At 41.0% G+C, this 25,078-nt stretch carries 29 protein-coding genes, 1 tRNA gene and 1 other annotated feature; of the genes, 29 read left to right on the top strand and 1 reads right to left on the bottom strand.

Translation table 11 applies throughout. The features are described from left to right. Window positions 1-5: 5 nt before the first annotated feature. The 14 genes from sdhB to OSJ91_RS19850 all read left to right on the top strand — a co-directional run bounded on the left by sdhB (window position 6) and on the right by OSJ91_RS19850 (window position 10,714). Entirely contained in the window at window positions 6-779 is a 774-nt protein-coding gene (sdhB, locus tag OSJ91_RS19915) for a succinate dehydrogenase iron-sulfur subunit (protein ID WP_048689018.1), read from the top strand. 229 nt (window positions 780-1,008) lie between these two features. Continuing rightward, window positions 1,009-1,473 carry an acyl-CoA thioesterase gene (locus OSJ91_RS19910; protein WP_350299650.1) on the top strand — a complete coding sequence of 155 codons (465 nt, stop codon included), beginning with the start codon at window positions 1,009-1,011 and terminating at the stop codon, window positions 1,471-1,473. Window positions 1,474-1,595: 122 nt separating this feature from the next. Continuing rightward, window positions 1,596-1,820: a helix-turn-helix domain-containing protein gene (locus tag OSJ91_RS19905; protein WP_028392149.1), complete on the top strand. Its 225-nt coding sequence runs from the start codon at window positions 1,596-1,598 to the stop codon at window positions 1,818-1,820. A gap of 222 nt (window positions 1,821-2,042) precedes the next feature. After that, window positions 2,043-2,486 (top strand): MarR family winged helix-turn-helix transcriptional regulator, encoded by a 444-nt coding sequence (locus tag OSJ91_RS19900; RefSeq protein ID WP_485890287.1) that lies wholly within the window; start codon window positions 2,043-2,045, stop codon window positions 2,484-2,486. A 10-nt stretch (window positions 2,487-2,496) separates the two neighbouring features. After that, complete coding sequence (racE, locus tag OSJ91_RS19895; RefSeq protein WP_101222834.1) at window positions 2,497-3,300, top strand: glutamate racemase; 804 nt, start codon at window positions 2,497-2,499, stop codon at window positions 3,298-3,300. 273 nt (window positions 3,301-3,573) lie between these two features. Beyond that, window positions 3,574-3,702 (top strand): dihydrofolate reductase family protein, encoded by a 129-nt coding sequence (locus OSJ91_RS19890; RefSeq protein WP_350299648.1) that lies wholly within the window; start codon window positions 3,574-3,576, stop codon window positions 3,700-3,702. A 62-nt stretch (window positions 3,703-3,764) separates the two neighbouring features. Continuing rightward, entirely contained in the window at window positions 3,765-4,850 is a 1,086-nt protein-coding gene (locus OSJ91_RS19885; RefSeq protein ID WP_350299647.1) for a GerMN domain-containing protein, read from the top strand. 218 nt (window positions 4,851-5,068) lie between these two features. After that, a complete protein-coding gene (locus OSJ91_RS19880) occupies window positions 5,069-6,151 on the top strand; it encodes a GerAB/ArcD/ProY family transporter (RefSeq protein ID WP_485890286.1) in 1,083 nt (360 codons plus the stop codon). Further along, complete coding sequence (locus OSJ91_RS19875) at window positions 6,148-7,623, top strand: spore germination protein (protein WP_350299645.1); 1,476 nt, start codon at window positions 6,148-6,150, stop codon at window positions 7,621-7,623. Before OSJ91_RS19880 ends, OSJ91_RS19875 begins: the two co-directional genes overlap by 4 nt. Then, complete coding sequence (locus tag OSJ91_RS19870) at window positions 7,620-8,741, top strand: Ger(x)C family spore germination protein (RefSeq protein WP_350299644.1); 1,122 nt, start codon at window positions 7,620-7,622, stop codon at window positions 8,739-8,741. Before OSJ91_RS19875 ends, OSJ91_RS19870 begins: the two co-directional genes overlap by 4 nt. A gap of 207 nt (window positions 8,742-8,948) precedes the next feature. Next, entirely contained in the window at window positions 8,949-9,560 is a 612-nt protein-coding gene (locus OSJ91_RS19865) for an XTP/dITP diphosphatase (RefSeq protein WP_485890285.1), read from the top strand. Window positions 9,561-9,562: 2 nt separating this feature from the next. Further along, complete coding sequence (locus tag OSJ91_RS19860; protein WP_350299642.1) at window positions 9,563-10,075, top strand: metallophosphoesterase; 513 nt, start codon at window positions 9,563-9,565, stop codon at window positions 10,073-10,075. Between the two features lie 173 nt (window positions 10,076-10,248). Beyond that, window positions 10,249-10,322, top strand: a tRNA-Arg gene (locus OSJ91_RS19855). Window positions 10,323-10,513: 191 nt separating this feature from the next. Then, window positions 10,514-10,714 carry a hypothetical protein gene (locus tag OSJ91_RS19850; protein ID WP_063575539.1) on the top strand — a complete coding sequence of 67 codons (201 nt, stop codon included), beginning with the start codon at window positions 10,514-10,516 and terminating at the stop codon, window positions 10,712-10,714. Window positions 10,715-10,805: 91 nt separating this feature from the next. Here the strand turns inward: OSJ91_RS19850 and OSJ91_RS19845 are convergent, their stop codons facing one another. Then, the gene (locus OSJ91_RS19845; protein ID WP_485890284.1) at window positions 10,806-11,066 is read right to left on the bottom strand and encodes a hypothetical protein; all 261 of its coding nucleotides are present in this window, start codon (window positions 11,064-11,066) and stop codon (window positions 10,806-10,808) included. Window positions 11,067-11,333: 267 nt separating this feature from the next. On the opposite strand from OSJ91_RS19845, the gene OSJ91_RS19840 reads away from it, so the two are divergent. The 15 genes from OSJ91_RS19840 (at window position 11,334) to OSJ91_RS19770 (ending at window position 24,980) form a co-directional block, all read left to right on the top strand. Further along, the gene (locus OSJ91_RS19840; protein ID WP_485890283.1) at window positions 11,334-12,089 is read left to right on the top strand and encodes a DUF2087 domain-containing protein; all 756 of its coding nucleotides are present in this window, start codon (window positions 11,334-11,336) and stop codon (window positions 12,087-12,089) included. An 18-nt stretch (window positions 12,090-12,107) separates the two neighbouring features. Further along, window positions 12,108-12,470, top strand: coding sequence for a GIY-YIG nuclease family protein (locus tag OSJ91_RS19835; RefSeq protein ID WP_350299639.1), 363 nt, complete (start codon window positions 12,108-12,110; stop codon window positions 12,468-12,470). Between the two features lie 139 nt (window positions 12,471-12,609). Continuing rightward, window positions 12,610-12,888, top strand: a complete 279-nt coding sequence (locus OSJ91_RS19830; RefSeq protein WP_252278123.1) for a 2TM domain-containing protein — start codon at window positions 12,610-12,612, stop codon at window positions 12,886-12,888. A gap of 179 nt (window positions 12,889-13,067) precedes the next feature. Beyond that, on the top strand, window positions 13,068-13,241 hold the full coding sequence (locus tag OSJ91_RS19825) for a hypothetical protein (RefSeq protein WP_170971560.1): 174 nt from the start codon (window positions 13,068-13,070) through the stop codon (window positions 13,239-13,241). A 44-nt stretch (window positions 13,242-13,285) separates the two neighbouring features. Beyond that, on the top strand, window positions 13,286-13,648 hold the full coding sequence (locus tag OSJ91_RS19820; RefSeq protein ID WP_485890282.1) for a YidH family protein: 363 nt from the start codon (window positions 13,286-13,288) through the stop codon (window positions 13,646-13,648). 440 nt (window positions 13,649-14,088) lie between these two features. Next, a complete protein-coding gene (locus tag OSJ91_RS19815; RefSeq protein WP_350299637.1) occupies window positions 14,089-14,364 on the top strand; it encodes a GNAT family N-acetyltransferase in 276 nt (91 codons plus the stop codon). 149 nt (window positions 14,365-14,513) lie between these two features. Beyond that, on the top strand, window positions 14,514-15,035 hold the full coding sequence (locus tag OSJ91_RS19810) for a M15 family metallopeptidase (RefSeq protein WP_413019154.1): 522 nt from the start codon (window positions 14,514-14,516) through the stop codon (window positions 15,033-15,035). 291 nt (window positions 15,036-15,326) lie between these two features. Further along, window positions 15,327-15,585: a binding site (T-box leader), on the top strand. Between the two features lie 115 nt (window positions 15,586-15,700). Continuing rightward, on the top strand, window positions 15,701-17,416 hold the full coding sequence (gene ilvB / locus OSJ91_RS19805; RefSeq protein WP_350299635.1) for an acetolactate synthase large subunit: 1,716 nt from the start codon (window positions 15,701-15,703) through the stop codon (window positions 17,414-17,416). A gap of 3 nt (window positions 17,417-17,419) precedes the next feature. Further along, on the top strand, window positions 17,420-17,932 hold the full coding sequence (gene ilvN / locus OSJ91_RS19800; protein WP_101222819.1) for an acetolactate synthase small subunit: 513 nt from the start codon (window positions 17,420-17,422) through the stop codon (window positions 17,930-17,932). A 66-nt stretch (window positions 17,933-17,998) separates the two neighbouring features. After that, a complete protein-coding gene (ilvC, locus tag OSJ91_RS19795) occupies window positions 17,999-19,027 on the top strand; it encodes a ketol-acid reductoisomerase (RefSeq protein WP_101222818.1) in 1,029 nt (342 codons plus the stop codon). Further along, on the top strand, window positions 19,014-20,549 hold the full coding sequence (locus OSJ91_RS19790; RefSeq protein WP_350299633.1) for a 2-isopropylmalate synthase: 1,536 nt from the start codon (window positions 19,014-19,016) through the stop codon (window positions 20,547-20,549). Before ilvC ends, OSJ91_RS19790 begins: the two co-directional genes overlap by 14 nt. A 15-nt stretch (window positions 20,550-20,564) precedes the next feature. Further along, complete coding sequence (gene leuB, locus OSJ91_RS19785; RefSeq protein ID WP_350299632.1) at window positions 20,565-21,677, top strand: 3-isopropylmalate dehydrogenase; 1,113 nt, start codon at window positions 20,565-20,567, stop codon at window positions 21,675-21,677. 70 nt (window positions 21,678-21,747) lie between these two features. Continuing rightward, the gene (gene leuC, locus OSJ91_RS19780; RefSeq protein WP_485890281.1) at window positions 21,748-23,157 is read left to right on the top strand and encodes a 3-isopropylmalate dehydratase large subunit; all 1,410 of its coding nucleotides are present in this window, start codon (window positions 21,748-21,750) and stop codon (window positions 23,155-23,157) included. Window positions 23,158-23,185: 28 nt separating this feature from the next. Continuing rightward, window positions 23,186-23,785: a 3-isopropylmalate dehydratase small subunit gene (gene leuD / locus OSJ91_RS19775; protein WP_241593815.1), complete on the top strand. Its 600-nt coding sequence runs from the start codon at window positions 23,186-23,188 to the stop codon at window positions 23,783-23,785. Between the two features lie 160 nt (window positions 23,786-23,945). After that, on the top strand, window positions 23,946-24,980 hold the full coding sequence (locus OSJ91_RS19770; protein WP_350299630.1) for a tetratricopeptide repeat protein: 1,035 nt from the start codon (window positions 23,946-23,948) through the stop codon (window positions 24,978-24,980). The last annotated feature ends 98 nt before the right edge of the window (window positions 24,981-25,078 follow it).

Below are 25,078 nucleotides of genomic sequence, written 5' to 3'. Positions count from 1 at the left end.
AAAAAATGGTTGAAACTAAATCTGAGACTAAAACAGTCCGTTTTATAATCACTCGTCAAGATACACCGGATTCAGCTCCTTATGATGAGGAATTCGAATTAGCGTACCGTCCGAATATGAACGTAATTTCCGCCCTAATGGAAATTCGTCGTAATCCAGTAACGGTACAAGGCAAGCACACTACAGCAATCGCATGGGACATGAACTGTCTTGAAGAGGTATGTGGTGCTTGTTCAATGGTTATCAATGGTAAACCAAGACAATCATGTACAGCTCTTATCGATCAATTGGAGCAGCCGGTTCGTCTAGCACCAATGCGTACATTCCCTGTTGTTCGTGACCTGCAAGTCGATCGCAGCCGTATGTTCGACTCATTGAAAAAGGTAAAAGCATGGATTCCAATCGATGGAACGTACAACCTTGGACCAGGACCGCGTATGCCAGAAAAGAAACGTCAATGGGCTTACGAGTTATCTAAATGTATGACTTGCGGTGTATGTTTGGAAGCTTGTCCGAACGTAAACAGCAATTCAGACTTCATGGGGCCACAACCATTATCACAAGTTCGTTTATTCAACGCACATCCAACTGGTGCAATGAACAAAGCTGAACGTTTAAATACGATCATGGGTGATGGAGGACTTGCAAACTGCGGTAACTCACAAAACTGTGTGCAGTCTTGCCCTAAAGGCATTCCATTAACGACTTCGATTGCAGCGTTGAACCGTGATACTACGATCCAACAATTCCGTAACTTCTTCGGCAGCGATGAAGTTTAATAATGAACATGAAAGAACCTGTATCTTTTGATATGGGTTCTTTTTTTTTGGATTGATAGCTGGGATTGATGTGTAAAATGATTTGCGGCACCCGGCAAATGCATAATGTTCGATTAATGAAGTTAGAATGATCAAATTAAACAGCTTCCAATATAAAATACTTTTCATTATGGCTGTTTTCTTATAAAATGAGTGAATAGTCATTCATTTCAGAAAGGGTGTGCACAAGTTGGGCAGAATATCATATATCGATAATATAGCGGAGTGGATCAATGATTTTTCCTTTAAACATGAGATTAAGGTCCGTTTTTCAGAAACTGATATGTTTGGGCACCTGAATAACACGATTCCTTTTACTTATTTTGAGGAAGCACGGATTGAGTATTTCAATAGCATGGGATTCATGAAGGATTGGACCTCTGCTGAATGCGGTGAGATGCCGGTTGTTGCTAACTTACAGTGTGATTACCTGAAGCAGGTGTTTTTCAATGATCTATTGACGATCCATGTGAAAGCTGACCATATCGGAAATTCTTCAGTGGACATACATTATATGGGGATCAAACAAGATGGATCAATTTGTCTAACGGGCAGGGGGACGATTGTGCAAGTCTCCAAGGCCACCGGAAAGCCGATACCTTGGACGGAAGAGATGAAGCAGTCGATGTGGCATACTGTGCTGGAACATTCCTAAAAATATTTCCATTTAGACAAGTAAAAGAGTCACTCCATTGCCCCAGCCGACATACTATATCTTGACTAAATAGACACCCACTCCGGGTTTTATGCTGGTGAAGGCAAGGAGGGTAACATTACTTGAAGGAGAACGAATTCACTCATAAGCCACTACTCACCAAAAGAGAAAAAGAAGTATTTGAGTTACTAGTACAAGACAAAACAACAAAAGAAATCGCAGGTGAATTGTTTATTAGCGAAAAAACAGTTCGAAACCATATTTCGAATGCGATGCAGAAGCTTGGAGTTAAAGGACGTTCGCAGGCAGTCATAGAACTCCTTCGTATGGGAGAACTTAAGCTTTAATGTGTTAACTCTTAATACGTAAGCCTTATAAATATTTTCTCTCCCGTTCATTGGCAGCATATAAGGAAGGGCAAAACAATTTGGTTGTTTTGACTTCTTTGGATGCTGCTTATTTTTATGGAGAGCGTTTCATTAAGATTCCAGGTAATCAATCTTGAAAATCATTTCACTTTCATCCAAAATGGTAGTATGATAAGTTTCATGAAGTGGGGAGCTGTGTGTATGGATGAAGGGAAGCAGGCGGCATATGTAGCCGATATCGAGAGGGAATTGCGCTATGTATCGTCATGGCTTAAGCAAAGGGGAAGAGAAATTCTCCATGATTATAAAATTACCATTCCTCAATTCGTGGCTTTGCAATGGCTTTTTGAATCAGGAGACATGACGATTGGCGAATTGTCCACGAAGATGTTTCTCGCCTTCAGCACAACGACGGATCTGATTGACCGCATGGAGAAACATCAGCTTGTCCAGCGTGTCAGGGATGAAAAGGACCGGCGTGTGGTTCGAATTCACCTTCTTGAAGAAGGTGAACGGATAATCGAAGAAGTGATTAATAAACGGCAGCAGTACTTGAGTGGCGTATTAGTCAATTTTAACGAATCTGACATCATGTCCCTCAAAGGGATTCTAGTAAAACTACATCAAGAAATGAAAGAAAAATGAGGCGAGTTTTTTGAAACAACCGATAGGCATCATTGATTCAGGGGTAGGCGGTTTGACAGTAGCTAAAGAAGTCATGCGTCAGCTTCCAAATGAAAATATAATTTACTTAGGTGATACAGCAAGATGCCCTTATGGGCCGAGGACCAAAAAAGATGTCCAAACCTTTACATGGCAAATGACGAGGTTTTTGATGAAGAAGGAAATAAAAATGCTGATCATCGCCTGCAATACAGCGACTGCAGCTGTACTGGATGAAATCAGGGCAACACTTCCGATTCCGGTGTTGGGTGTCATCCATCCAGGGGCAAGGGCGGCATTGAAAGTTTCTGATTCCTTGCATATTGGCGTTATTGGTACGGAAGGCACGGTGAAAAGCAAAGCATATGACGACGCGCTTGCCTCCATCAATTCCGATGTGAAAGTAGATAGTTTAGCATGCCCGAAATTTGTCCCAATCGTAGAAAGCGGGGAGTTTGAAGGGGGTATCGTCAATAGGGTCGTGGCACAAACCTTGAACCCGTTGAAGAAAACGAAGATCGATACATTGATCCTTGGATGTACCCATTATCCACTGCTGGGGCCTGTAATCTCTTCCTATATGGGGGATGAAGTACAAGTCATTTCCTCTGGGGAAGAAACGGCCCGTGAGGCAAGTGTCATTTTGGATTACTATAAATTAATCAATAAAAGCAAGCTCCGCCCCGTTCATCGCTTTTATACAACCGGTTCCAGAGATATGTTTGGTTCCATCGCGTCGAGCTGGCTCGGTATTCATGTCAATACCATCGAAACAATTAAAATCGATCACTTATAAGACTTCCATTTGGAAGTCTTTTTTTCTTGTCTTGAACAGACGGTGTTAGTATAGATACGGTGATTATGAGACATATATCAGATTCATATTTTGGAACAAGAATTCACTATCAACATAAAGCCTGCTATGTCTTTTCAAGAAGTGCGAAAGGGATAGAAGGATATGCCGAGTTTATGAACGAAGTTGTAGGTGATTTCATCGGAAGACAGAAAGAAGGTTCAAGGATCTGTCTTGTTGGCGGTGCAGAAATAGGACTTCATGAGGGAAACGCAGGTGGATGAAATGATCCTGTCCATCATTCCGATTATACTTGGGGATGGGAATCGATTGCTCAATCAGAAGCTGACAAAGATGCAGCAGTACGGGCAAATTGCCCAGCTCCACTATCAGAGGGAAAAATAATTGGTCTATTTTCCCCTAGGGCTCGTATAAATAGGAGTACAAACTGTCCTAGGAGTGATTTTATGTCCAATAAATCAAAAGTAACAATGGCTGTGACCATTCTGGCATCTTCTTTTTGGCTTTCAGGCTGCGGATTATTTGGCGGTGAAGAGAAAAAGGAAATAGATCCGCCAAAGGATGTTTCATTAGTCGAGGATGAATCTTCATTAAAAGAAAAAGAAACAGAAACGAATGGTGAGGAAAAGCCCGCGACTGATGGAGAAGAGGGCGCAGTTGAATCGAAAACAGTGAAGACGGAGTTATATTTAATTGATAAAAGCGGGTATGTGGTTCCACAGACGTTGGAACTTCCTAAATCGGAAGCTGTCGCCAAACAGGCTCTTGATTACCTTGTCACTAACGGACCTGTCACGGATAAACTTCCGAATGGATTCAGGGCCGTCATTCCTGCCGATACCCAAATAAGCGTGAACATTAAAGACGGAGTGGCTGTGGCGGACTTTTCGCCGGAGTTCAAAAATTATCAGAAAGAGGATGAACTTAAAATCCTTCAAGCCATTACATGGACACTGACACAATTCGACTCGGTCGAGAAAATCCAAATGAGAATTAATGGGGAAGATATATCCGAAATGCCTGTCAATGGCACACCGATAGATGAGAATATCTCAAGGTCGTCAGGAATCAATATCGATACGAGTGACGTAGTCGACATTTCCAATACCAAATCACTGACCGTTTATTATGTAGGCGGTGACGAGGAGTACACCTATTATGTTCCTGTGACACGCAGGATCAGCGAAACGGTGTCTGATAATGTAACAGCGGTCATTCAGGAATTAACGAAGAGTCCTTCGGGTTCAAGCCTGCAAACAGGGTTCATGAGCGATGTAGCTTTACTTGACGAGCCTAAGGTGGCAGAAGGTAAGGTCAGCCTCAATTTTAACGAAAATATCCTTGGAAGCTTTAAAGAGAAAAAGGTATCACAAGAAGTCCTTGATGCCTTGGTCCTTTCCTTAACGGAACAGAAAGGAATTGAAAGCGTTGAAGTGCAAGTGCAGGGCAGCGCAGATGTTCTTAATGAAGAAGGCAAGAAATTATCCGAACCAGTGGTCCGTCCAGAGAAAGTCAACACAGGTAGTTTTTAAAGCGCGATTTATATCTAGAAAACACAAAGAGGCAGCCAGCAGCTGCCTCTTTTTTTTATTCCACCATTGCCCCTGTTATATACATTTTAATTGTTGTTTTAGTTGAAAACTAATACCTCAGCTAAGCAATTTCTCGTATCAAGAGAAAGTTTTTACATAAATAAATTTTTAAAAGGGGAAATTACTTTTAATCATGTAATTAATGGGGGGATATTATTTTGGATCAAAAGGTCATTCAGGCTTTACACATCTATGTTTTGATCATTATGAATACAGGATTCATGGTACATGTCCTGCTCCTTCCCAATATATTGACCGCATCTCAACGCGACGCATGGATAAGTGTCATAATAAGTGTTGTTCCATGTTTTGTTTGGACACTATTTATTTTTTATATTTATAAAAAACTAGATAAAGAAGATATAATCTCTTTTCTGAAAAAATGGTCTACACCTTTTGTTACATATATCTTCACTATAGCATTTGGGTTGTACTTTATAATTAACGCCTTCATTACCGTCAAATTTACAGTGATTTGGGCAAAAGCTAATTATACTCATGAAATACCAAACATCGTAGTTGTCAGCCTATTCACCTTTATATGTATTTTTGCAAGTTATAAAGGAATACGCACCATAAGTACTTTGGCTCTCCTATTTCTTCCGGTCGTCACTTTTTTCGGGATATTTGTGGGGCTGGGGAATACGAGTAATAAGAATTACGAATTATTGTTCCCGATATTTGAAAGCGGATATAGCAATACTTTAAATGGAATTCTGTATACGAGTGCAGGATATTTAGAAATCATCGTTTTTTTATTTTTAACTCCTTACCTGAAAAATAAGCTAAAAGCCAAGTGGCTTTTACTGGTTGGTATTATCTTAATCATGCTGACGTTAGGACCCCTCATGGGAGCGATTGCAGAATTTGGTTCTGTGGAAGCAGTGAAAATGAGGAATCCAGCTTACGAACAGTGGAAGTTGCTAAGGTTTGGCTATTATATTACTCGACTTGATTTCCTTTCCATTTTCCAATGGCTTTCAGGTGCCATGATTCGAATAAGTTTATGTTTATTTATAGGCTATAAATTAATCTCAAATTCAAAACATCAGAAGTGGATACTGCTTTCGCTATATTTGTTAATTGTTATTGGCACGCTAATCCATTGGGATGCTACTTCATTTTTTAATCTTATCTACAAGTATTTCTTTCCAATCAGCAGTCTGTTTCTTTTAAGTGCTGCAATTATACTGTTAATTCTTATTTTTATAAAGGGAAAAGGAAAAGGTGAAACATTATGAAGAAGGGAAAATTGAATGGAACTCCTTCTTACATTGACCAAATCCAAAAATGGTTCGAACATTCTTCCGATGTTGTTTTAAGAACAAAAACTTTTGATAATGAAGGTCGTTATTTGTTGGGTTTTTTATATGCGCCGAACTTAGTGGATATGCCATTTATCAATGAAGTGATACTGCCTACAATATCAAAAGCGGTTCAAGAAAATGGGGAATTAACAATTGATCAATTAAGCAATATTATGGAAATCAGTATGCTTGAAAAGGGCTCCGGTTTAAAAGAGGAAGTGGAAAGCATTCTTTTTTCTGGAGACCTGATCATTATTAATGAATCTTCTAATGAAATTTACTATACCCCATTAGCTAATTCCCCTAAGCGCAGTCCGGAAGAATCCAATATAGAATCTTCCATTCGTGGACCTAGAGATGGATTTGTTGAGAATATATCGGATAACATGTCTTTAATTCGCCAAAGGTTAAAAACGGCATCACTTAAATGTATAGAATATACAATCGGGAAAAGAAGTAAAACAAAAATATTGCTGCTTTATATTGATGACATTATTAATCCCTCGATTCTTTTGGATATTAAAGAACGATTGGATTCATTAAAGGTTGATATCATAGTCAGCAGTTACCAAGTTGAAGAACTCTTATATGATAATCAACTTTCCATCTTCCCCTTAATGGATTATATCGGTCGACCGGACTATGTTGTTGAATCATTGAATCAAGGGCGCTTTGCCATCCTGGTGGACGGGAATCCCACATGCTTGATCGGACCAACAAGTATTAATCAGTTGCTTTATTCTGCTGATGACGCACATGCAAGCTTTTTTTACATTAGTTTTATACGCATCATTCGTGTAGTCGCCTTATTTGTAACCGTTACGTTACCGGGTTTTTTTATAGCGTTAGTTACCTATCAATTCGATCAAATTCCCTTTTCGCTACTTGCGACGATTTCAATCACGAGACAGGGATTACCCATACCTGCTTCTTTGGAGGCATTCTTGATGATCATATTGTTTGAACTATTTAAAGAAGCCGGTCTTCGCCTGCCAAAAGCTGTAGGTCCGACGGTTTCTGTGTTGGGTGGACTAATTATAGGTGATGCAGCGATTCGGGCAGGACTGACCTCACCCTCCATGCTCGTAATAATAGCTGTAACAGTTCTCTCAAGCTATACCTTGATCAATCAGAATATTGCTGGGAATATCGTTCTTATAAGGTTATTCATATTTGCATGTTCAGCGTTTTTAGGCTTGTTTGGATTCTTCATGGGAATATTCCTCATCTTGATTGTTGTGGTTTCCTTGGAAAGTTTCGGACAGCCTTTTGTGAATCCATTTTCCAAACCAAATAAATCGGATATGTTAAAAGTCTTATTCAAGCTTCCGTATGGGATGTTAAGACAGCGGAATCAAGCTCTACAGTCCAGTGATAATGAACCGCAAAAGGAGTCGAACAAATGAGAAAGCTAATTGCAGTCATGGTAATTGGCTGTCAACTTTTATTGACGACAGGCTGTTGGGGAATGAAGGAAATTCAAGCTCAAACATATGGATCCGCTCTAGGCGTCGATTATAAAGAGGGTGAATTCATCTTATACTTTCAAGCATTGAATTTTGCGGATATAGCAAAACAAGAGGGGGCCACAGCATTACAAGAAAAATCTTCTGTTGTCATTGGGGAAGGTAAAGGGGAAAGTATCGAAGAAGCATTTACTGAATTAGAACAAAATGCAGCATTGCCACTGTATATCGGGCATATTAACTCCTTCATTTTAAGTGAGAATGTAATCAATAAGAAAATGAAGGATTTCATTGAATATGTGGGGAAAGAGCCCTTATTGCGATACAATTCATGGCTGTTTGTTACAAAAGAAGATATTAAAAAGGTGTTTGACAGTGATAGTTTCTTTAATCTTCCTAACCTATTCACGATCATTCAAAGGCCAGAGACCGTTATTAATGAGAATTATTTCATATCCCCGTTAAAATTCAATGAGCTGGTTTCGAAATTTTATCAACCGGTTGGTTCCATTTTAATTCCCTCTATGGTAATAAATGAGCGTCATTACTCAGAGAAGGGGAAAGAAAAAAAGATACCAACGTTGAATGGCGGCTATGTTTTATCAAAACAACAGTATAAAGGGTTCGTAAGTAAACAAGATTTGATAGGTATGAAATGGGTTGGAAATAAGGCGACTGTAATGTTTTTTTCCCTGAACAAACAAAAGGTAAGTGTTGAAATCATGGACCCCAAAACAAACATCATAGTATTGGAACAACAAAAGAAACCCTTATATGATTTAGAAGTTAGAGCAAATGGAATATTGAAACAAAATATAGACAACTTGGATATGGAAAAAATCGAAAAAAAGGTAGAAATAAAAATTAAGCAAGATATTTTGAAGACGTTGGAGACTGGGGAAAAAATCAATACAGATCTTTTTAACATAAGTGAAAAGGCATACAGATACCATGCCAATAAGTGGGATAATAAAATTATTAATTCCTTTGATAAGTCTTCAATAAATAACATAAAAGTTAATATCCATATTGAACATAGTGAAAATTACAAACGTTAGTTTTATAAGTATTGCAGATAAGGGAGTTGTGTTAGACTTAACTTATCTGGAAAGTTCAGCGGCTGTTGTTGATCATGAAAGGCAGCGCTGAATCCGTCCGTTTGGCACTGGAAGAAGCGGCTTTTACATATGACGAATTACAGCAAATTCTTTCTTAGCCCGAAAAGAGCTCTCATGCCGATAAAATGAAAAAGGGTGAAATGAAAAATGAAGACAGTAATCATTGCAACGAAAAATAAAGGGAAAGCCAAGGAGTTCGAAAGCTTATTCTCTGCTAAAGGATATGAAGTCAAAACACTTCTCGATGTACCGGATGCTCCGGATGTTGAGGAAACAGGCACGACCTTTGAAGAAAATGCGATCCTGAAGGCAGAGGCCATTGCCCATCAGCTAGGCCACTTTGTCATTGCTGATGATTCCGGATTGATTGTAGATGCATTGGAGGGCCGTCCAGGCGTATATTCTGCGCGCTATGCTGGAGAGGACAAGAGCGATGAAGCAAACACGGAAAAAGTCCTCCGCGAACTGGAAGGCGTGCCAAAAGAGGCTAGGACTGCGAGATTTTATTGCGCCTTGGCACTAGCGTCACCCAACCAGGAAACAGTTACGGTATCGGGAACGATGGAAGGCTTGATTACGGAACAGCCTTCAGGAACGAATGGATTTGGTTATGATCCCATCTTTTTTGTTGAGGAACAGGGCAAAACAAACGCCGAATTGACAAAAGAGAAAAAAAATAAAATCAGCCACCGTGCCAACGCATTGAGGGCTCTAGATGAAAAACTTGATCTATTTCTAAAAAGGGAAGAAGGAATGTGACGATGAAAGTGCTAATAATGAGTGACAGTCATGGCTTAACTCATGAAATCAGCATGATTACCGACCGTCATAAACAAGAGGTTGCTGCCATGATCCATTGCGGTGATTCAGAGTTGGAAAGAAATGACCCTCACATGTCGGGGTTCTTAGCCGTTCGCGGGAATTGTGACTATGATTCGGCATATCCGAATGATATTGTGGAGAATATCGCAGGCAAGCGTTTCTTCCTTACGCATGGACACCTCTATAACATAAATATGACCTTGATGAACCTATCTTATAAAAGTGAAGAGACAGGGGCGGATATTATTTGCTTTGGTCACTCCCACGCTGCAGGCTCCGAATTGATTGACGGCAAGCTCTTCATCAACCCGGGAAGCATACGTCAGCCGCGTGGACGAAAAGAGAAAACCTATGCCATTTTGGAAATCGGAAATGACCAACTTGAAATCATCTATTTTGACCTTGAAGGAAAAATCGTTGAAGAACTAAGAAATGCTTATCAAATGGAATGACTTCATGTATAATGAACAGGAAGCGTTTTTCCCCGCTTCCTGGTTCATAAAAAAAGAAAAAAACTTTTTATGAAAAACCGTTGACTTTCTTTTGATATCCTACTATAATAAGAAGTGTCCTAAGGGAACAGTTAAGGTAATACATAAGTTTTACCGCAACTTATATCATAAACGTCTCAGTAGCTCAGCTGGATAGAGCAACGCCCTTCTAAGGCGTCGGTCGGGAGTTCGAATCTCTCCTGGGACACTAACTAGAAAAAGCCAAAACCTTCTAAGGTTTTGGCTTTTTTACTTTTGGCTTAAGTCAACGAGGATGTTTTCAATTTGTTATCCTTTTAACTGCTAAAGTTCGTATGACGACAAGAAGTTTTTTATTTATATTTATCGCAGGTGGATGAACTTTTATGTCGAACTTGTTATAAATAAGGAGATGTTTAAATGAATAAAGATAGATTATTCAAGTTCATTCAAACTTCCACTCGGGGCAATTTCTTCTCAGTCGAAATAACCGAAGATGGAACTGAAGTGGTCCAATTAGCTAAGGAGTTAGAAAAAGAAGGAAGAATCAAGTTGAGGGAATGCAAACGAAAAGAACAAGGTGTTTATCTGGAAGGAATACTTAAGTTTGTGCCTAGCTAATACTTAATGAGCTCTAACGAAGGACTTATATTAGGAATTTCATATGCTCCACAGAAAAAAGGCATCCATGATCGGATGCCTTTTTTCTATATCAAATTCTATTTAATGTTTGGAGATTTTTTTTAATGATTTCACGGTTTTTGATTATTGCCGTATTCAATTCTTCGACGGGTGAACTTTTATGATCTTCTACACTAAGCTGCATCCCACTTGATTGGTTTTGTATAAGTAAATCAATCGTATCGCGTAATTCTGGCAGTGATACCTTGAATTGTTCCGATAAATGTTTTATTGCCTTGTGTAAATCGGTGTTATGGATTGATGGAACAATTGCATCGTTTTCATCTTTCAATAATATATCCTCCTCTAAAGCTTATTCACGCTTATATAGCATATTATTGGGGAAAATACGCTTATTATTCAATATACTATATCGGCATAGTGTCCTGGGAATGGATGGTGTATTCGCCTGCCAGCTGTATGTTATGAAGCCCCTCTGACTATCAAGGTCATCTTTGGATACTTTGCTGGAGTTAAATCAGAAAAAACATTGACATAATGCAAACGAATTAATATTATGTTTATTATATTATAAACTTTATAGGGAAGTGTTTGTTTTATGAAGGACGCTGAAATGTTTTGGAGCGCATCTCAGGATGAGCTTAAACAAGGATATATAGAAGGTGAGAATCAATATGTTTGTTTGCTGTGCGGAAATGCAGTTGAAAAGGGGATAGTATACCCGAAAGATGGGGTTCTTTATGAAGCAAAGAGGTATATGCGAATTCATATTGAACATGCACACAGCTCCGTTTTTGAATACTTGATTGATCTCGATAAAAAACTTACAGGTCTCACGGACCATCAAAACCGCCTTCTTCGCCTATTTTACCAAGGGAAGAATGATGCTGAGGTTCAGGAGGAAATGGGAATTGGCAGTCCGTCCACCATTCGGAACCATCGTTTTGTGTTGAAAGAGAAAGAGCGTCAGGCTAAGTTGTTTTTAGCCCTGATGGAACTTTTGAAAGATAAAGATGAACATGCGCCGGCATTTATCCCGCTTCATCAAAAAGCAAGGATGGTCGATGATCGTTATAACGTTACAGAGGAAGAAAAGGTGACTGTATTGAAAAAATACTTCCCTAAAGGCAGTCAGGATGCATTAAAGTCTTTCCCGCCAAAGGAAAAACAAAGGCTGATCATTCTCCAAGAAATTATGAACCGTTTTGAAAATGAGCGGAAATATGAAGAAAAAGAAATCAATCAAATATTGGGTGCCGTTTATCATGATCATGTTCTTTTGAGAAGATATTTAATAGAATATGGATTCTTGGATAGAAAGACTGATGGGAGCCAATATTGGCTGAAGAAATGATGACTGGAGGCAAGAAAGATGGATCGTAAAAAAGAATTGAAGCAATTATATAAAGAAACGAAAGTTGAAGCAGGTGTATACCAAATCAGAAATACGGTAAATAATAAAGTTTTTATCGGAAGCACCAGGAATTTAAAGACGTTGAAGGGGAAACAATTTGAATTGGAAGTCGGAACAAACACCAATAAAGTTCTGCAAGGTGAGTGGAACCAATATGGGAAAGATGCTTTTTCTTTTGAGGTACTGGAAGTATTGAAGCCGAAAGATACAGGATTTTTTGATGTTAAACGGGAATTGAAAAAACTTGAAGAAATGTGGATGGACAAAATACAGCCATACGAAGAACGGGGATACAATAGAATGAAATCCACTGACTTGTAAGTGGCCTTTAGAGATTCTCCTTGATTCCCAGCTCCCGATTTACCTTTGATGCATTTCATTCTTATTTCTTTATGAAAAATAAGGTATTATGGAAGCAGATGGTAATATACTTTAGTGTTTATGATTAGGAGGTACTGGGATGGAAAATGGAGATGGATATCTACGGGCGAAAAAAAGGGTTGAAAACCTTAAGGCATTCTACATTCATCTAATGGTGTATGTATTGGTGAATGTCATGTTGATTGCGATTAACCTATTGACGGATTCCGGTTATTGGTGGTTCCTTTATCCCCTTGGAGGGTGGGGGATTGGTGTTCTGATACATGGAATTACCATTCTTGCACAAGGAAACTTCGGGTCTGAGTGGGAAGAAAGAAAAATAAAAGAGTATATGGAAAAGGATAAAAAGAACGGCTGAATTTGGGCGTGTTCAAAACAGGGAGTCATTTGTGGCTCTTTTTTTGCGGGAAAATAATCGGTGGATCTCACTTGTTGTAAGTTTTTAAATGGTTTAAGCTAGTAATGAGGGACCTATCTATGAAAAAGGGGGAAACCCGTGGAGGACCTTCACTAAATAATTAATTTTAGGAGTTGCGAATGAAAAAAATAGGATGGACCATAACGGGGATAGGAGCAATCATAGCGCTAGGGGCATTACTTTATCCTTTGAATGTTATTGATAAAACTCTATGTATATATTTATTGCTCGGCGGTGCAGGGCTAATGTTTGTCGGGTCTATGTTCAGGGCCTTTTCGCTGCTGAAAAGATGACTGATTTTTAAGGTTGATCAAAAACGTTCGATTAAGGTGATGACATGGAGAAAAACCAATTGAAATATGCCCAGCAGCATCTGGCTAATGAACGCACCTTTTTAGCGTGGGTAAGAACGGTGATTGCGATAGTGGGGGTTGGTTTTCTTGCGACAAGCCTGCATTTTACGATTGGTGTGCATCGGGATCCCCGTATTGACCTGATCAGTATCGTGCTGGGGATGTTTGCATGTGCATTGGGCCTTGTGATTACAGTGCTGGCGACGTTCGGTTATCTTCAGAAGAAGCGGCAAATCAATGAAGGGGCCCACGAGTGCGCACGTTATTCTAATCGCTGTTTTTATGGTCATATTGTTATCGATGATCATTTTATATTTTGTTTTCATAAAAGTGTAAAACTGTCCTAACATTTAAAGGGCAGTTTTTTCAGTATCTACTATTAAATACTTATTCTTACATCTTTACGGAAAGATTTCTTCCATTATATAAATTCAATCAAAAAATGAAAGCTTGAAAAACTATGTATTTCATTTTGGTTATGGAGAGAAATTAAAACCTTTTAAAAATATTTCATTCAGTATTGTGCACGTCAGCCATGGTAAAGCTTAGATATTACCGGAAGTGTATATCCGAGGCTAGGAAAGGTCGGTCAAGTTTTGCCTTTTGCCTTCCTTTAAAAATTTTATATTAGCCACCATCAGTTTGTGAATAAACTTAACATGGATAATGCTAGCTTTAAAACTCTTGAAAGTGCTTTACTTTATTCAATTTCATTCAAGTTTTAAATATTTGTTTAATTTCCATTTTGTGAGATATGATAAAAAGGAACTAAAAGGAGGTCATTAACATGGTTGATATCAGAAAAGGTGAAAGTTCTTTTTTTGTCGAAGAATCTGGTGAGAAATTAGCGGAAATTACATTCTTTAAATCAGGTGATGATGAAATCACGGTCGATCATACCGTTGTTTCTGACAAGCTTCGCGGGCAAAAGGTAGGAAATGCCCTTGTTGAAAAGGTAATAGGATTCGCAAGGGAGGAAAAACTGAAAATTGTTCCGGTATGTTCGTTCGTTCAAAAACAATTTGAAAAAAATGCAGAATACGAGGATGTATTGGCTAAATGAACCGGAGGGCTGAACCAGGGGATGATTCATATCACCTGTGTTCAGCCCCTTTGTCTTTTTTTTTTACCCCTTCAATTCTCGAAGGAAAAAATATTAAACGCCTTTCCGCCTACAGTGTTGTTCGCATTTAATATAGGGGAGGTGCTAGGATGGCCATCAAATTACAAACCCTATTGAATCGTGCAAAGGAAAATATGGGAAGCGGTATGAACCCAGTCGTGAACGAGACGATACTTGAAGTGGTTAAATTAGCTTATGAAGCGGGGATATTTGTTCAAATAACGGCTGGTTACCGAAGTTTCCCAGAACAAAATGAATTGTATAAACGGGGCAGAACGAATAAATCAAAGCCAATCGTGACTTATGCCAGAGGGGGCCAGTCCTTGCATAACTATGGCCTTGCTGTAGATTTTGTCATTGTTAGTGATGACGGCAAGCGGACATTATGGACAGAGGGCGAAAAGTGGACAAGGGTGGCGGCCATAGCAAAATCCCTGGGATTTGTTTGGGGAGGGGATTTTGAATTGTTCCGTGATTTTCCGCATCTTGGAATGGCAGGCGGTTTATCCACGAGAGATCTTCAAAAGGGATTGAGGCCGAATCTTGTATCAAGAGTGGCGTCAGCGAACAGTGAAAGGGAAAATGGATGGTCCGCTATTTGTGAACACTAATACTAGTGACTGGCATCATGTGGGTAGTGCGAGGATATTTCAGTGGAGAAGTTTGTTATCACTCACGTTAATAATTTTAATGGGGTATGTGACGTTTTTAAAAATTAAATATTGAAAAAACTTTTTTTGTAGAATGTGGTCATGATAGGTATGTAAGCGGATACAACAAATCTTTCAATTTAGAATTATCAAAAAATTTCAAAAAACCTGTTGACTACTACCTGAAATACACGTAAGATAATCACAAATACAAGACATCAAACATAAGCGTTTCGAAAAATATGAATAATGCGAAAAGCATTGAAGAGGATAAGTAGTCTTTTAAAAAGGCAGTCACAGAGAGCCGGGTAGCTGAGAGCCGGTATTGTCCCTAAAGATGAACTCACCTTGGAGTTTCAGCTTGAACGTCAGACTAGTAGGGCTGAACGGGTGCGTACCAGTACCCGTTACCAAAACAGAGAATAGTGTAGGCTATTCAAAGTGCGCATGGAGTTTCATGCGAAAAAGGGTGGTACCGTGGAGTGGCTCATCAAGCCTTTTCACCCCTTTAACTTGCCTAGTGCAAGTACATTTGGGGTGAAAAGGCTTTTTTGTATGCATAAAAAGCTGAAAATTCTGAATGTTATGAAATATTTAATAGAAAAGTGAAGGAGGTTTTTTACGAAATGACACAAAAGTCAGTTGTTGCTGATCGGAAAAGTGGAAAGACACATTATAGTGGTGCTGAATTTCTGCTGAATGCATTGAAAAAGGAAAATGTTGAAGTCATCTTTGGTTATCCGGGAGGTTCTGTATTGCCGATTTATGACAAGCTTTACAGTTCAGAACTTTTTCATATTTTGACAAGGCACGAACAAGGTGCGATTCATGCAGCGGAAGGATACGCCAGGATTACCGGCAAGCCGGGGGTGGTCATAGTTACATCCGGTCCAGGGGCAACGAACATTGTCACCGGTTTGGCCGATGCAATGATTGACTCTTTACCGCTTGTGGTAATTTCGGGTCAGGTAGCTACCAGTGTAATTGGCTCGGATGCTTTCCAGGAGGCTGATGTACTGGGGATTACTACCCCGATCACAAAACATAACTATCAGGTAAGGAGGCCGGAAGACCTTCCGCGCATTATAAAAGAAGCTTTTTATATCGCTTCAAGCGGCCGGCCCGGTCCAGTATTAATCGATATACCTAAGGACATGGCCATTATAGAAGGTGTATCGACTGAAGAGGAGCCAGAAATGAATCTCCCGGGCTATCAGCCGACGACCAAGCCGAATTACTTACAGATCAGAAAGCTTGTTGAAGCAGTAAGCGGGGCGAAAAGACCGGTCATTCTTGCAGGGGCAGGTGTCCTGCATGCAAAGGCCTCCCATCTATTAAAGGAATATGTCGAGCAGCAAGGCATTCCCGTCGTCCACACTTTATTGGGTCTTGGGGGCTTTCCGGCGGAACATCCTCTCTTTATCGGAATGGGTGGTATGCATGGCTGCTATGCAGCAAACATGGCATTAGCGAAATGTGATCTATTAATCAATATCGGTGCCAGATTCGATGATCGATTGACTGGGAACCTAGCGAAATTCGCACAGCATGCAACGGTGGCCCATATCGATATTGATCCAGCGGAAATCGGTAAAAATGTGCCGACAAAAATTCCGGTCGTCGGAAGTGCCAAGGAAGCGCTGGCGGAGTTGATTACGCAAAATGGCAAGAAACCGGAAATTGATGAATGGACAACACAGCTGACTGCATGGAATGAAGAGTTCCCATTGCGTTATACCCATGAAGAAGGCGTATTGAAACCTCAGCGGGTCATCCAGATGCTTCATGAAAAAACGAATGGGGAAGCCATTGTTACGACGGATGTTGGACAGCATCAAATGTGGGCAGCGCAATACTATCCATTTAACAAACCGGATTCATGGGTCACTTCCGGTGGATTGGGGACGATGGGCTTTGGCTTACCATCGGCTCTCGGAGCGCAACTGGCGAATCCGAAAGCGACGGTGCTTTCCATATCGGGGGATGGTGGATTCCAGATGTGCCTGCAGGAACTTTCAGTCATTGCCGAAATGAATCTGCCAATCAAAATCATCATCGTCAACAACGGGGCACTAGGGATGGTAAGACAGTGGCAGGAACTCTTTCATGATAAACGTTTCTCACACAGTATTTTTCAATCGCATCCGGATTTCGTGAAATTGGCCGATGCTTATGGAATTCCGGGATACAAAGTGACGACGGAGGAAGAAGCAAGCAACTGCCTGGATGTAGCGTTAAAGACTGATGGTCCAGTGTTGATTGATTTCCGGGTAAAACAAAACGAAAATGTCTTTCCGATGGTAGCACAAGGAAAAGGGCTTGATGAAATGGAAGGAGTTTAATCAATGAAGGGAATTCTTAGCCTCACCGTGAACAACAGGCCAGGCGTCCTGAATCGGATTACGAACCTGTTCACGAAAAGAAATTATAACATTGAAGGCATGACTGTCGGACCTTCCGAACAGGATGGCATTTCAAGGATGACCTTCGTGGTCGATGTTGATGACGAAGCTGTCATTGAACAGATTACCAAGCAATTGAATAAGCAGATCGATGTTTTGAAAGTATATGATATTACGAATCAATCGATTGTGGCGAGGGAACTTGCGCTCATTAAAATATTGGTGACTACACAAACCCGAGCTGAGATTTATTCAGTCATCGAACCCTTCCGAGCTTCAGTTATTGATGTCAGTAAAGATAGCCTGACAGTTCAAATCACAGGGGAATCGGATAAAATCGAAGCCTTCATTGAACTGATCAAGCCATATGGCATCAAGGAATTGGCAAGGACAGGGACGGCCGCCATCCCGCGTGGAATGCAAATTGCACACGCTAAGAGTGCGACAATCGTATAAAACAAAAACCAAACCAAAACAAAAAACAAAACAAAAAACAATGATGAAAAGGGAGATGTAATTATTATGGCAAAAGTATATTATAACGCAGAAGCAAACGAGAATTTCTTCAACAATAAAAAGGTAGCGGTCATCGGATATGGTTCACAAGGACACGCACACGCACAAAACCTACGTGACAGCGGTGTAGATGTAATCATCGGAATCAGGAAAGGTAAATCCTTCGATAAAGCGGTGGAAGACGGCTTTAATGTTTACACGGTGAAAGAGGCAGCTGAACAGGCAGACGTGATCATGAACCTATTACCGGATGAAACCCAGCCGAAAGTATACCAAGAAGAAATCAAACCGGTACTGCGTGCAGGTCAAGCGTTAATGTTCGCACACGGATTCAACGTCCATTTCAACCAAATCGTTCCTCCGGCAGACGTAGATGTATTATTAGTCGCTCCAAAGGGTCCGGGACATCTTGTTCGCCGTACATATGAACAAGGTGCAGGGGTGCCGGCATTATTCGCCATCTATCAAAATGTTACGGGTGAAGCAAAAGATTTGGCCCTTGCTTACGCTCGGGGAATCGGCTCTTTAAGAGCTGGCGGTTTGGAAACTACATTCCAGGAAGAAACGGAAACGGATCTATTTGGAGAGCAGGCCGTACTTTGCGGCGGATTGACTGCCCTTGTGAAAGCTGGATTCGAAACCTTGACAGAAGCTGGATACCAACCGGAAGTAGCATATTTCGAGTGTTTACATGAACTTAAATTAATCATCGACCTTATGTATGAAGGCGGTATGGAAAACATGCGCTATTCCATTTCTGACACAGCTCAATGGGGAGATTTCGTTTCTGGACCACGCGTTGTGACGGAAACTACGAAAGAGGCAATGAAAGCGATCTTGAAAGACATCCAAGACGGTGAGTTCGCAAAAGGATGGATCTTGGAAAACCAAGCGAATCGTCCAGTCTTCAATGCTATCAATAATCGTGAAAACCAACATCAAATCGAAGTGGTTGGCCGTGAATTAAGAAAAATGATGCCATTCGTAAAACCTCAACAAAAAGAGAAAGAAGTGGTAGCCGTTGCGAAAAATTAATATATTTGAAACTACACTTCGAGATGGGGAGCAATCAGCCGGTGTAAATTTGAATTTTACCGAAAAACTTGAAATTGCTTATCAGCTTGAAAGATTGGGTGTTGATATTATCGAAGCCGGTTTTCCGGCAGCATCCAAAGGGGATTTCAACTCCGTACAGGAAATCGCGCGCAAAATCAAAAACAGCTCTGTCACAGGGCTGGCGCGTGCTGTAAAAGGAGATATCGATGCAGCTTGGGATTCATTAAGGGGCGGGGAAGAACCAAGGTTGCATACGTTCATCGCCACTTCGCCCATTCATCGTGAATATAAGTTGAAAATGTCGAAGCAGCAAGTGATTGAAAAGGCAGTTGAGATGGTCAAGTACGGGGCAGCTCGTTTTCCTATCGTACAATGGTCTGCAGAAGATGCAAGCCGTACAGAACTTGACTATTTGGCTGAAATCGTCGAAGCGGTCATTCAAGCTGGTGCTAAGGTCATTAACATCCCGGATACAGTAGGGTATGCAGCTCCAATCGAGTACGGAAACATTTTCAGATACCTTCGTGAACATGTTCCTTCTATTGATAAAGTTAGTTTATCCGCACACTGCCATGACGATCTTGGAATGGCGACGGCCAATTCATTGGCTGCCATCGAAGGCGGGGCTACGCAAGTCGAAGGCACAATCAACGGAATTGGTGAACGTGCGGGAAACGTGGCGCTTGAAGAAGTGGCCATGGCACTCTACATCCGTAAAGATTTCTATCAAGCGGAAACGGGTCTTGTATTGAATGAAATAAAAAGGACCAGTGATTTGGTCAGCCGCCTTACGGGAATGCAAGTTCCGGCTAATAAAGCCATTATTGGTGCCAATGCATACGCACATGAATCTGGCATTCACCAGGATGGCGTTTTAAAAGAAAAAACGACATATGAAATCATTTCACCTGAACTTGTCGGGGTTTCGTCCAATTCACTAGTTTTAGGAAAGCATTCAGGACGCCATGCTTTCAAAGAAAGATTACAAGAGTTGAATTTTACGGTAACGGATGAGGAAATGAACTCATTATTCATTCAGTTCAAGGAATTGGCCGATAATAAAAAGAACATGACGGATGAAGATATCGTTGCGCTGGTGCTTGAAGAGAAAGCGACGGATATCAGTTTTTATGACATGATTTCCTTACAGATCTCCCATGGTACTCATCAGACGGCGACAGCGACGGTCACACTGAAAAAAGGCGATAATGAAGAGATTCAGGAAGCGGCTACAGGTGCAGGAAGTGTAGAAGCCTTATATAACACGCTTGAAAGATGTTTGGGCAGCGAGATCAACTTGCTGGACTATCGAATTCAATCGGTGGGCGGCGGAATGGATGCCCTTGCTCAGGTTTTTGTGAAAATTGATTATAACGGTGTGGAAACAAGCGGCAGGGGTCTTGATCAGGACGTCTTGGAAGCATCCGCCAAAGCGTATTTGAATGCTGTGAACCGTGTGATCATCATGAAGGAACTGGAAGAAAAAGCAGTATTACAATAGGAAGGGGAGATTTCGATGAAAAGGAATATTGCGGTGCTTCAAGGAGATGGCATCGGGAAAGAAGTAACAAGAGGCGCTGTAGAAATCCTCGAAGCCGTTGCCCAAAGATATGGACACGATTTTGAATTTCAATATGGTGAGATTGGCGGCGGGGCCATCGATAACACAGGTTCACCCCTGCCGGATGAAACAGTGGAGATTTGTAAAAACAGCGATGCGGTATTATTAGGGGCCGTTGGAGGACCTAAGTGGGATGACCAGCCTGCGCACCTAAGACCGGAACGAGGTTTGTTGAAAATCCGAAAAGATTTGAATCTTTATGCCAACATCCGTCCAATCAGCTATTATTCCAGCTTGTCGGAATCTTCTCCTCTTAAAAAGGAATTCATTGAAGATGTGGATTTCGTGATTGTCAGGGAACTAACTGGCGGCCTTTATTTCGGAAAGCCAAGTGAGCGCGTTGAAAAAGAAGGGAAAGAGGCGGTCGTCGATACACTTTTCTATCAGAAAAGCGAAATGAAGCGCATCATTGAACTTGCTTTTGCATTAGCATCGGAGCGCAAGAAAAAAGTAACATCCGTGGATAAAGCGAATGTTCTTGAATCCAGCCGGATGTGGCGTGAGACGGCAGAAGAAATTGCCAAGGACTATCCGGATGTAATCCTTGAACATATGCTTGTTGATAATGCAGCCATGCAATTGATCAAAAATCCGAAACAATTTGATATTATCGTGACGGAGAATATGTTCGGTGATATTTTAAGCGATGAAGCGTCGGTATTGACTGGCTCGCTTGGAATGCTACCTTCTGCCTCCATATCAACAAGTGGGCCTAATCTATATGAACCGATTCATGGTTCCGCCCCGGATATCGCAGGCAAAAACCTGGCTAATCCGATTGGGACGATTTTATCAGCGGCGTCCATGCTGCGTCTATCCTTTGGTTTGGAAGATGAGGCAAAAGCCGTTGAGCAGGCGGTGGAAACGGTCCTTGAATATGGCTTAAGAACAGGCGATATCGCAAATGGCCAGCCAAGTATTACGTCCACTACAGAGATGATTGCAGAAATAAAAGCAAATCTTTTAGACCAGGAAGCCATTTCCAACATCATGGGAGCTTACGCATAAACTTCTTTCACGGCCTAACATTAGGCCGTGTTTTTTAAAAAAATACAAGATTGATCGAGGTGGGATAGTGATGGGAAAGTCGATAATAGAGAAAATATGGGATCGCCATATTGTAAATGAAGAGGAGAATAAACCGGATTTAATTTATATAGACCTTCAATATATTCATGAAGTGACCTCTCCGCAAGCATTTGAAGGATTGAGATTAAAAGGACGCACAGTCAGGAGACCCGACCGTACTTTCGCGACAATGGATCATAATGTGCCAACCGTTAATCGCTATTTCATCGAGGATGATATTGCAAGGAAACAACTAGAGGCGCTTGAGCAAAACTGTAAGGAGTTCGGTATCCGCCTTGCTGATTTAGACAGCCCGGATCAAGGTATCGTTCACGTTATCGGGCCGGAATTAGGGCTTACACAGCCAGGGATGACGATTGTCTGCGGAGACAGTCATACTTCCACACATGGTGCGTTTGGTTCGATTGCGTTTGGAATCGGTACGAGTGAGGTCGAGCATGTATTGGCCACACAAACCTTATGGCAAACTAAACCGAAAACATTAAAGCTTGAGGTTAATGGAAAGCTTGGTCATGGTGTAATGGCGAAAGATGTCATTTTATATGTGATTTCTAAATTCGGCGTCAATTTCGGTACTGGACATATCATTGAGTATTGCGGGGAAGTTTTCCGGGATATGTCGATGGAAGAGAGAATGACGGTTTGCAATATGTCGATCGAAGGCGGGGCAAGAGCGGGGCTGGTAGCTCCCGATGAAACAACGTTCTCTTATTTGAAAGGTCGTAAATATTTGCCGAAAGGAGAAGAGTTCGAGCGATGTGTTCAAGACTGGAAGACACTTTCCAGTGATGAGGATGCTGTTTATGACCAAGAAATCATTCTTGATGGCAGTTTGATTCCACCAATGGTGAGCTGGGGGACGAATCCTGGAATGGCTAGTGGCGTGGATGGTAAAGTGCCTACCTACGCGGAAGATATCATGGATTCCAAGGAACTGAATCGAGCCATTGAGTATATGGGTCTTAAGGAAGGCATGCCGATCACGGAAATTCCCGTACAACATGTTTTCATAGGATCGTGTACCAATTCACGCATTGAGGACTTACGGCAAGCTGCAGAAATGATTGAAGGCCAAACTGTTCAAAAAGGAGTTCGGGCGATGGTCGTTCCCGGTTCTCAAAGCGTCAAAAGGCAAGCGGAAGATGAAGGGTTGGATGAAATCTTCAAATCTGCGGGCTTTGAATGGCGTGAATCGGGCTGCAGCATGTGCCTGAGCATGAATCCTGACGTGGTTCCGGCCGGTGAGCATTGTGCCTCCACAAGTAATCGGAACTTCGAAGGCAGGCAAGGCGCTGGAGCAAGAACGCACCTGGTCAGTCCGGCTATGGCTGCCGCGGCCGCCATTCATGGGAAATTTGTCGATATTAGGAATTTGAAAAGAACTGAACAAGTCCATTAAGAATACGAATTAACCGGAGGTGCATAGAATGGAACCAATTACTATATATAAAGGAAGAGCGGCGGCACTTGACCGTAAAAACGTGGATACGGACCAAATCATTCCAAAGCAATTTTTAAAACGGATTGAGCGAAGCGGATTTGGCGAATTTTTATTCTATAACTGGCGTTTTGATGAAAATGGAAAGAAGCGTCCTGATTTTGAATTGAATCAGCCTCATAATCAAAACACGTCCATTTTAATAGCAGGAGAAAATTTTGGCTGCGGTTCTTCGCGTGAGCATGCCCCTTGGTCATTGAAAGACTACGGATTCGATATCATCATCGCTCCGTCTTATGCTGATATCTTTAAAAGTAATTGCATGAAAAATGGCATGGTCCCCATCGCTTTAACCCAGGCTGAAGTAAACTATTTAATGGAGAGAGTGTCCGCACCTGACTATGAGTTGACGATCGACCTTCCCAATCAGACATTGAATGATGGTCAAGGGTTTGAAACAAGCTTTGAAATTCATCCATATTGGAAGGAAATGCTCATCAAAGGCTGGGATGAAATTTCGATAACGCTTCAATATGATAAAGAGATTTCTGCCTATGAATCTCAAAAAAAGGCGGTTTCGAGTATTTAATAGAAGAAGGCATATCCCGTTCTCCTTTCTTAATTTGAAAGGATGCGGGATTTTTTTATCTGGGAAAGAAAGGTGTTCATCCGCCCATATAAATTTTGTATTTCCTGCTATTACATGCTAAACTGTTTTTCAAAAAGCGAACGGTGAGGCGGAAAATAGGATGGATAATGAGAATAACCAAAAGAAGGCCGGAGAAACCAAGATTATCGCCTTTCCAAATCTCGGTGAAAGGCTGATTGCAAAGGGATTGGATGAGCTTGGGAACAGAAACTTTAAAGCGGCTGCACAGCTTTTCAGCCAAGCCAGGGAGTATGAGCCCGAGAATGATGAAGTTTGCATGGGGCTAGTGGTCTCACTAGTCGAACTTGAGCATTACAAGGAGTCAAAAGAGTTGTGTATAGAGATGCTGAATAAAGGCATCGGTGACTATTTTCAACTGATCAATATTTATTTGATGGTACTTCTGCAATTAGGCGAGCATCAGGAAATGGTCACGACGATCGAACTGCTATTTGAAGAAAGCCAAATTCCCTTTGATAAAGAGGAACATTTCGAAAAGATGCTTCAGTTCAGTAAAAGGGCCCTTGAGGATAAAAAAGAGGAGAAGGAAAGGCAAAATCAGCAGCTTTCAGAGGAATTGCAGGAGGATGAACTTTTTGAAGGGAAAACGGATAATGAAATGCTAATGGTCATTTCAAAACTCACGAATATCAATATTCGACCATTTATCCCTCAAATCGAAAAATTTCTACAAAAAGATGAAGGACACCCTTTCTTTAAAACGATGCTCCTTAACATCCTTATCGACCAGGAATATAACGAGGAAGTGACGTTGAGGAAATTCAATCAATCGAAGTCGGTCATACCAAGGGAATTGAAAAGTTTGAAGGAGACGGACTTCTATAAGAAGGTAACCGGACTGACCGAAGCGGAAATCAGTCAGGATAATCCGAGCTTATTTGAAATGGTCCATAGTTTGATTGAACGTCATTCTTTTTTATTGTTTCCTCTTGAACCCGGACCTGAAAGCTTGCCTGCATGGGCAGCTGCCTATCATGCCTTGGCGGAAGAATACATGACCGGGGAAGTTTTCGGTAGGGACTTAGCGGACCTGTACCAGGCCGATGAGGAAAGCATTACGGATATTCTTTCCTATATAAAAGAAATTGAAGAAATTTCTTATCCCATTATTTAAGCTATTGCTGTTGTAACAGATTAATCCTGTGGTATAATGTAGTGGTTGTAATGTATATTCGTCTAATTTTGACGATTTCCCCAATATTTTTTGGGTAT

The sequence above is a fragment of the Bacillus sp. T-10(2022) genome, assembly GCF_056502895.1.
Note: the sequence above shows the minus strand (reverse complement) of the source record. Positions and strands in the feature narration are given on the sequence as shown.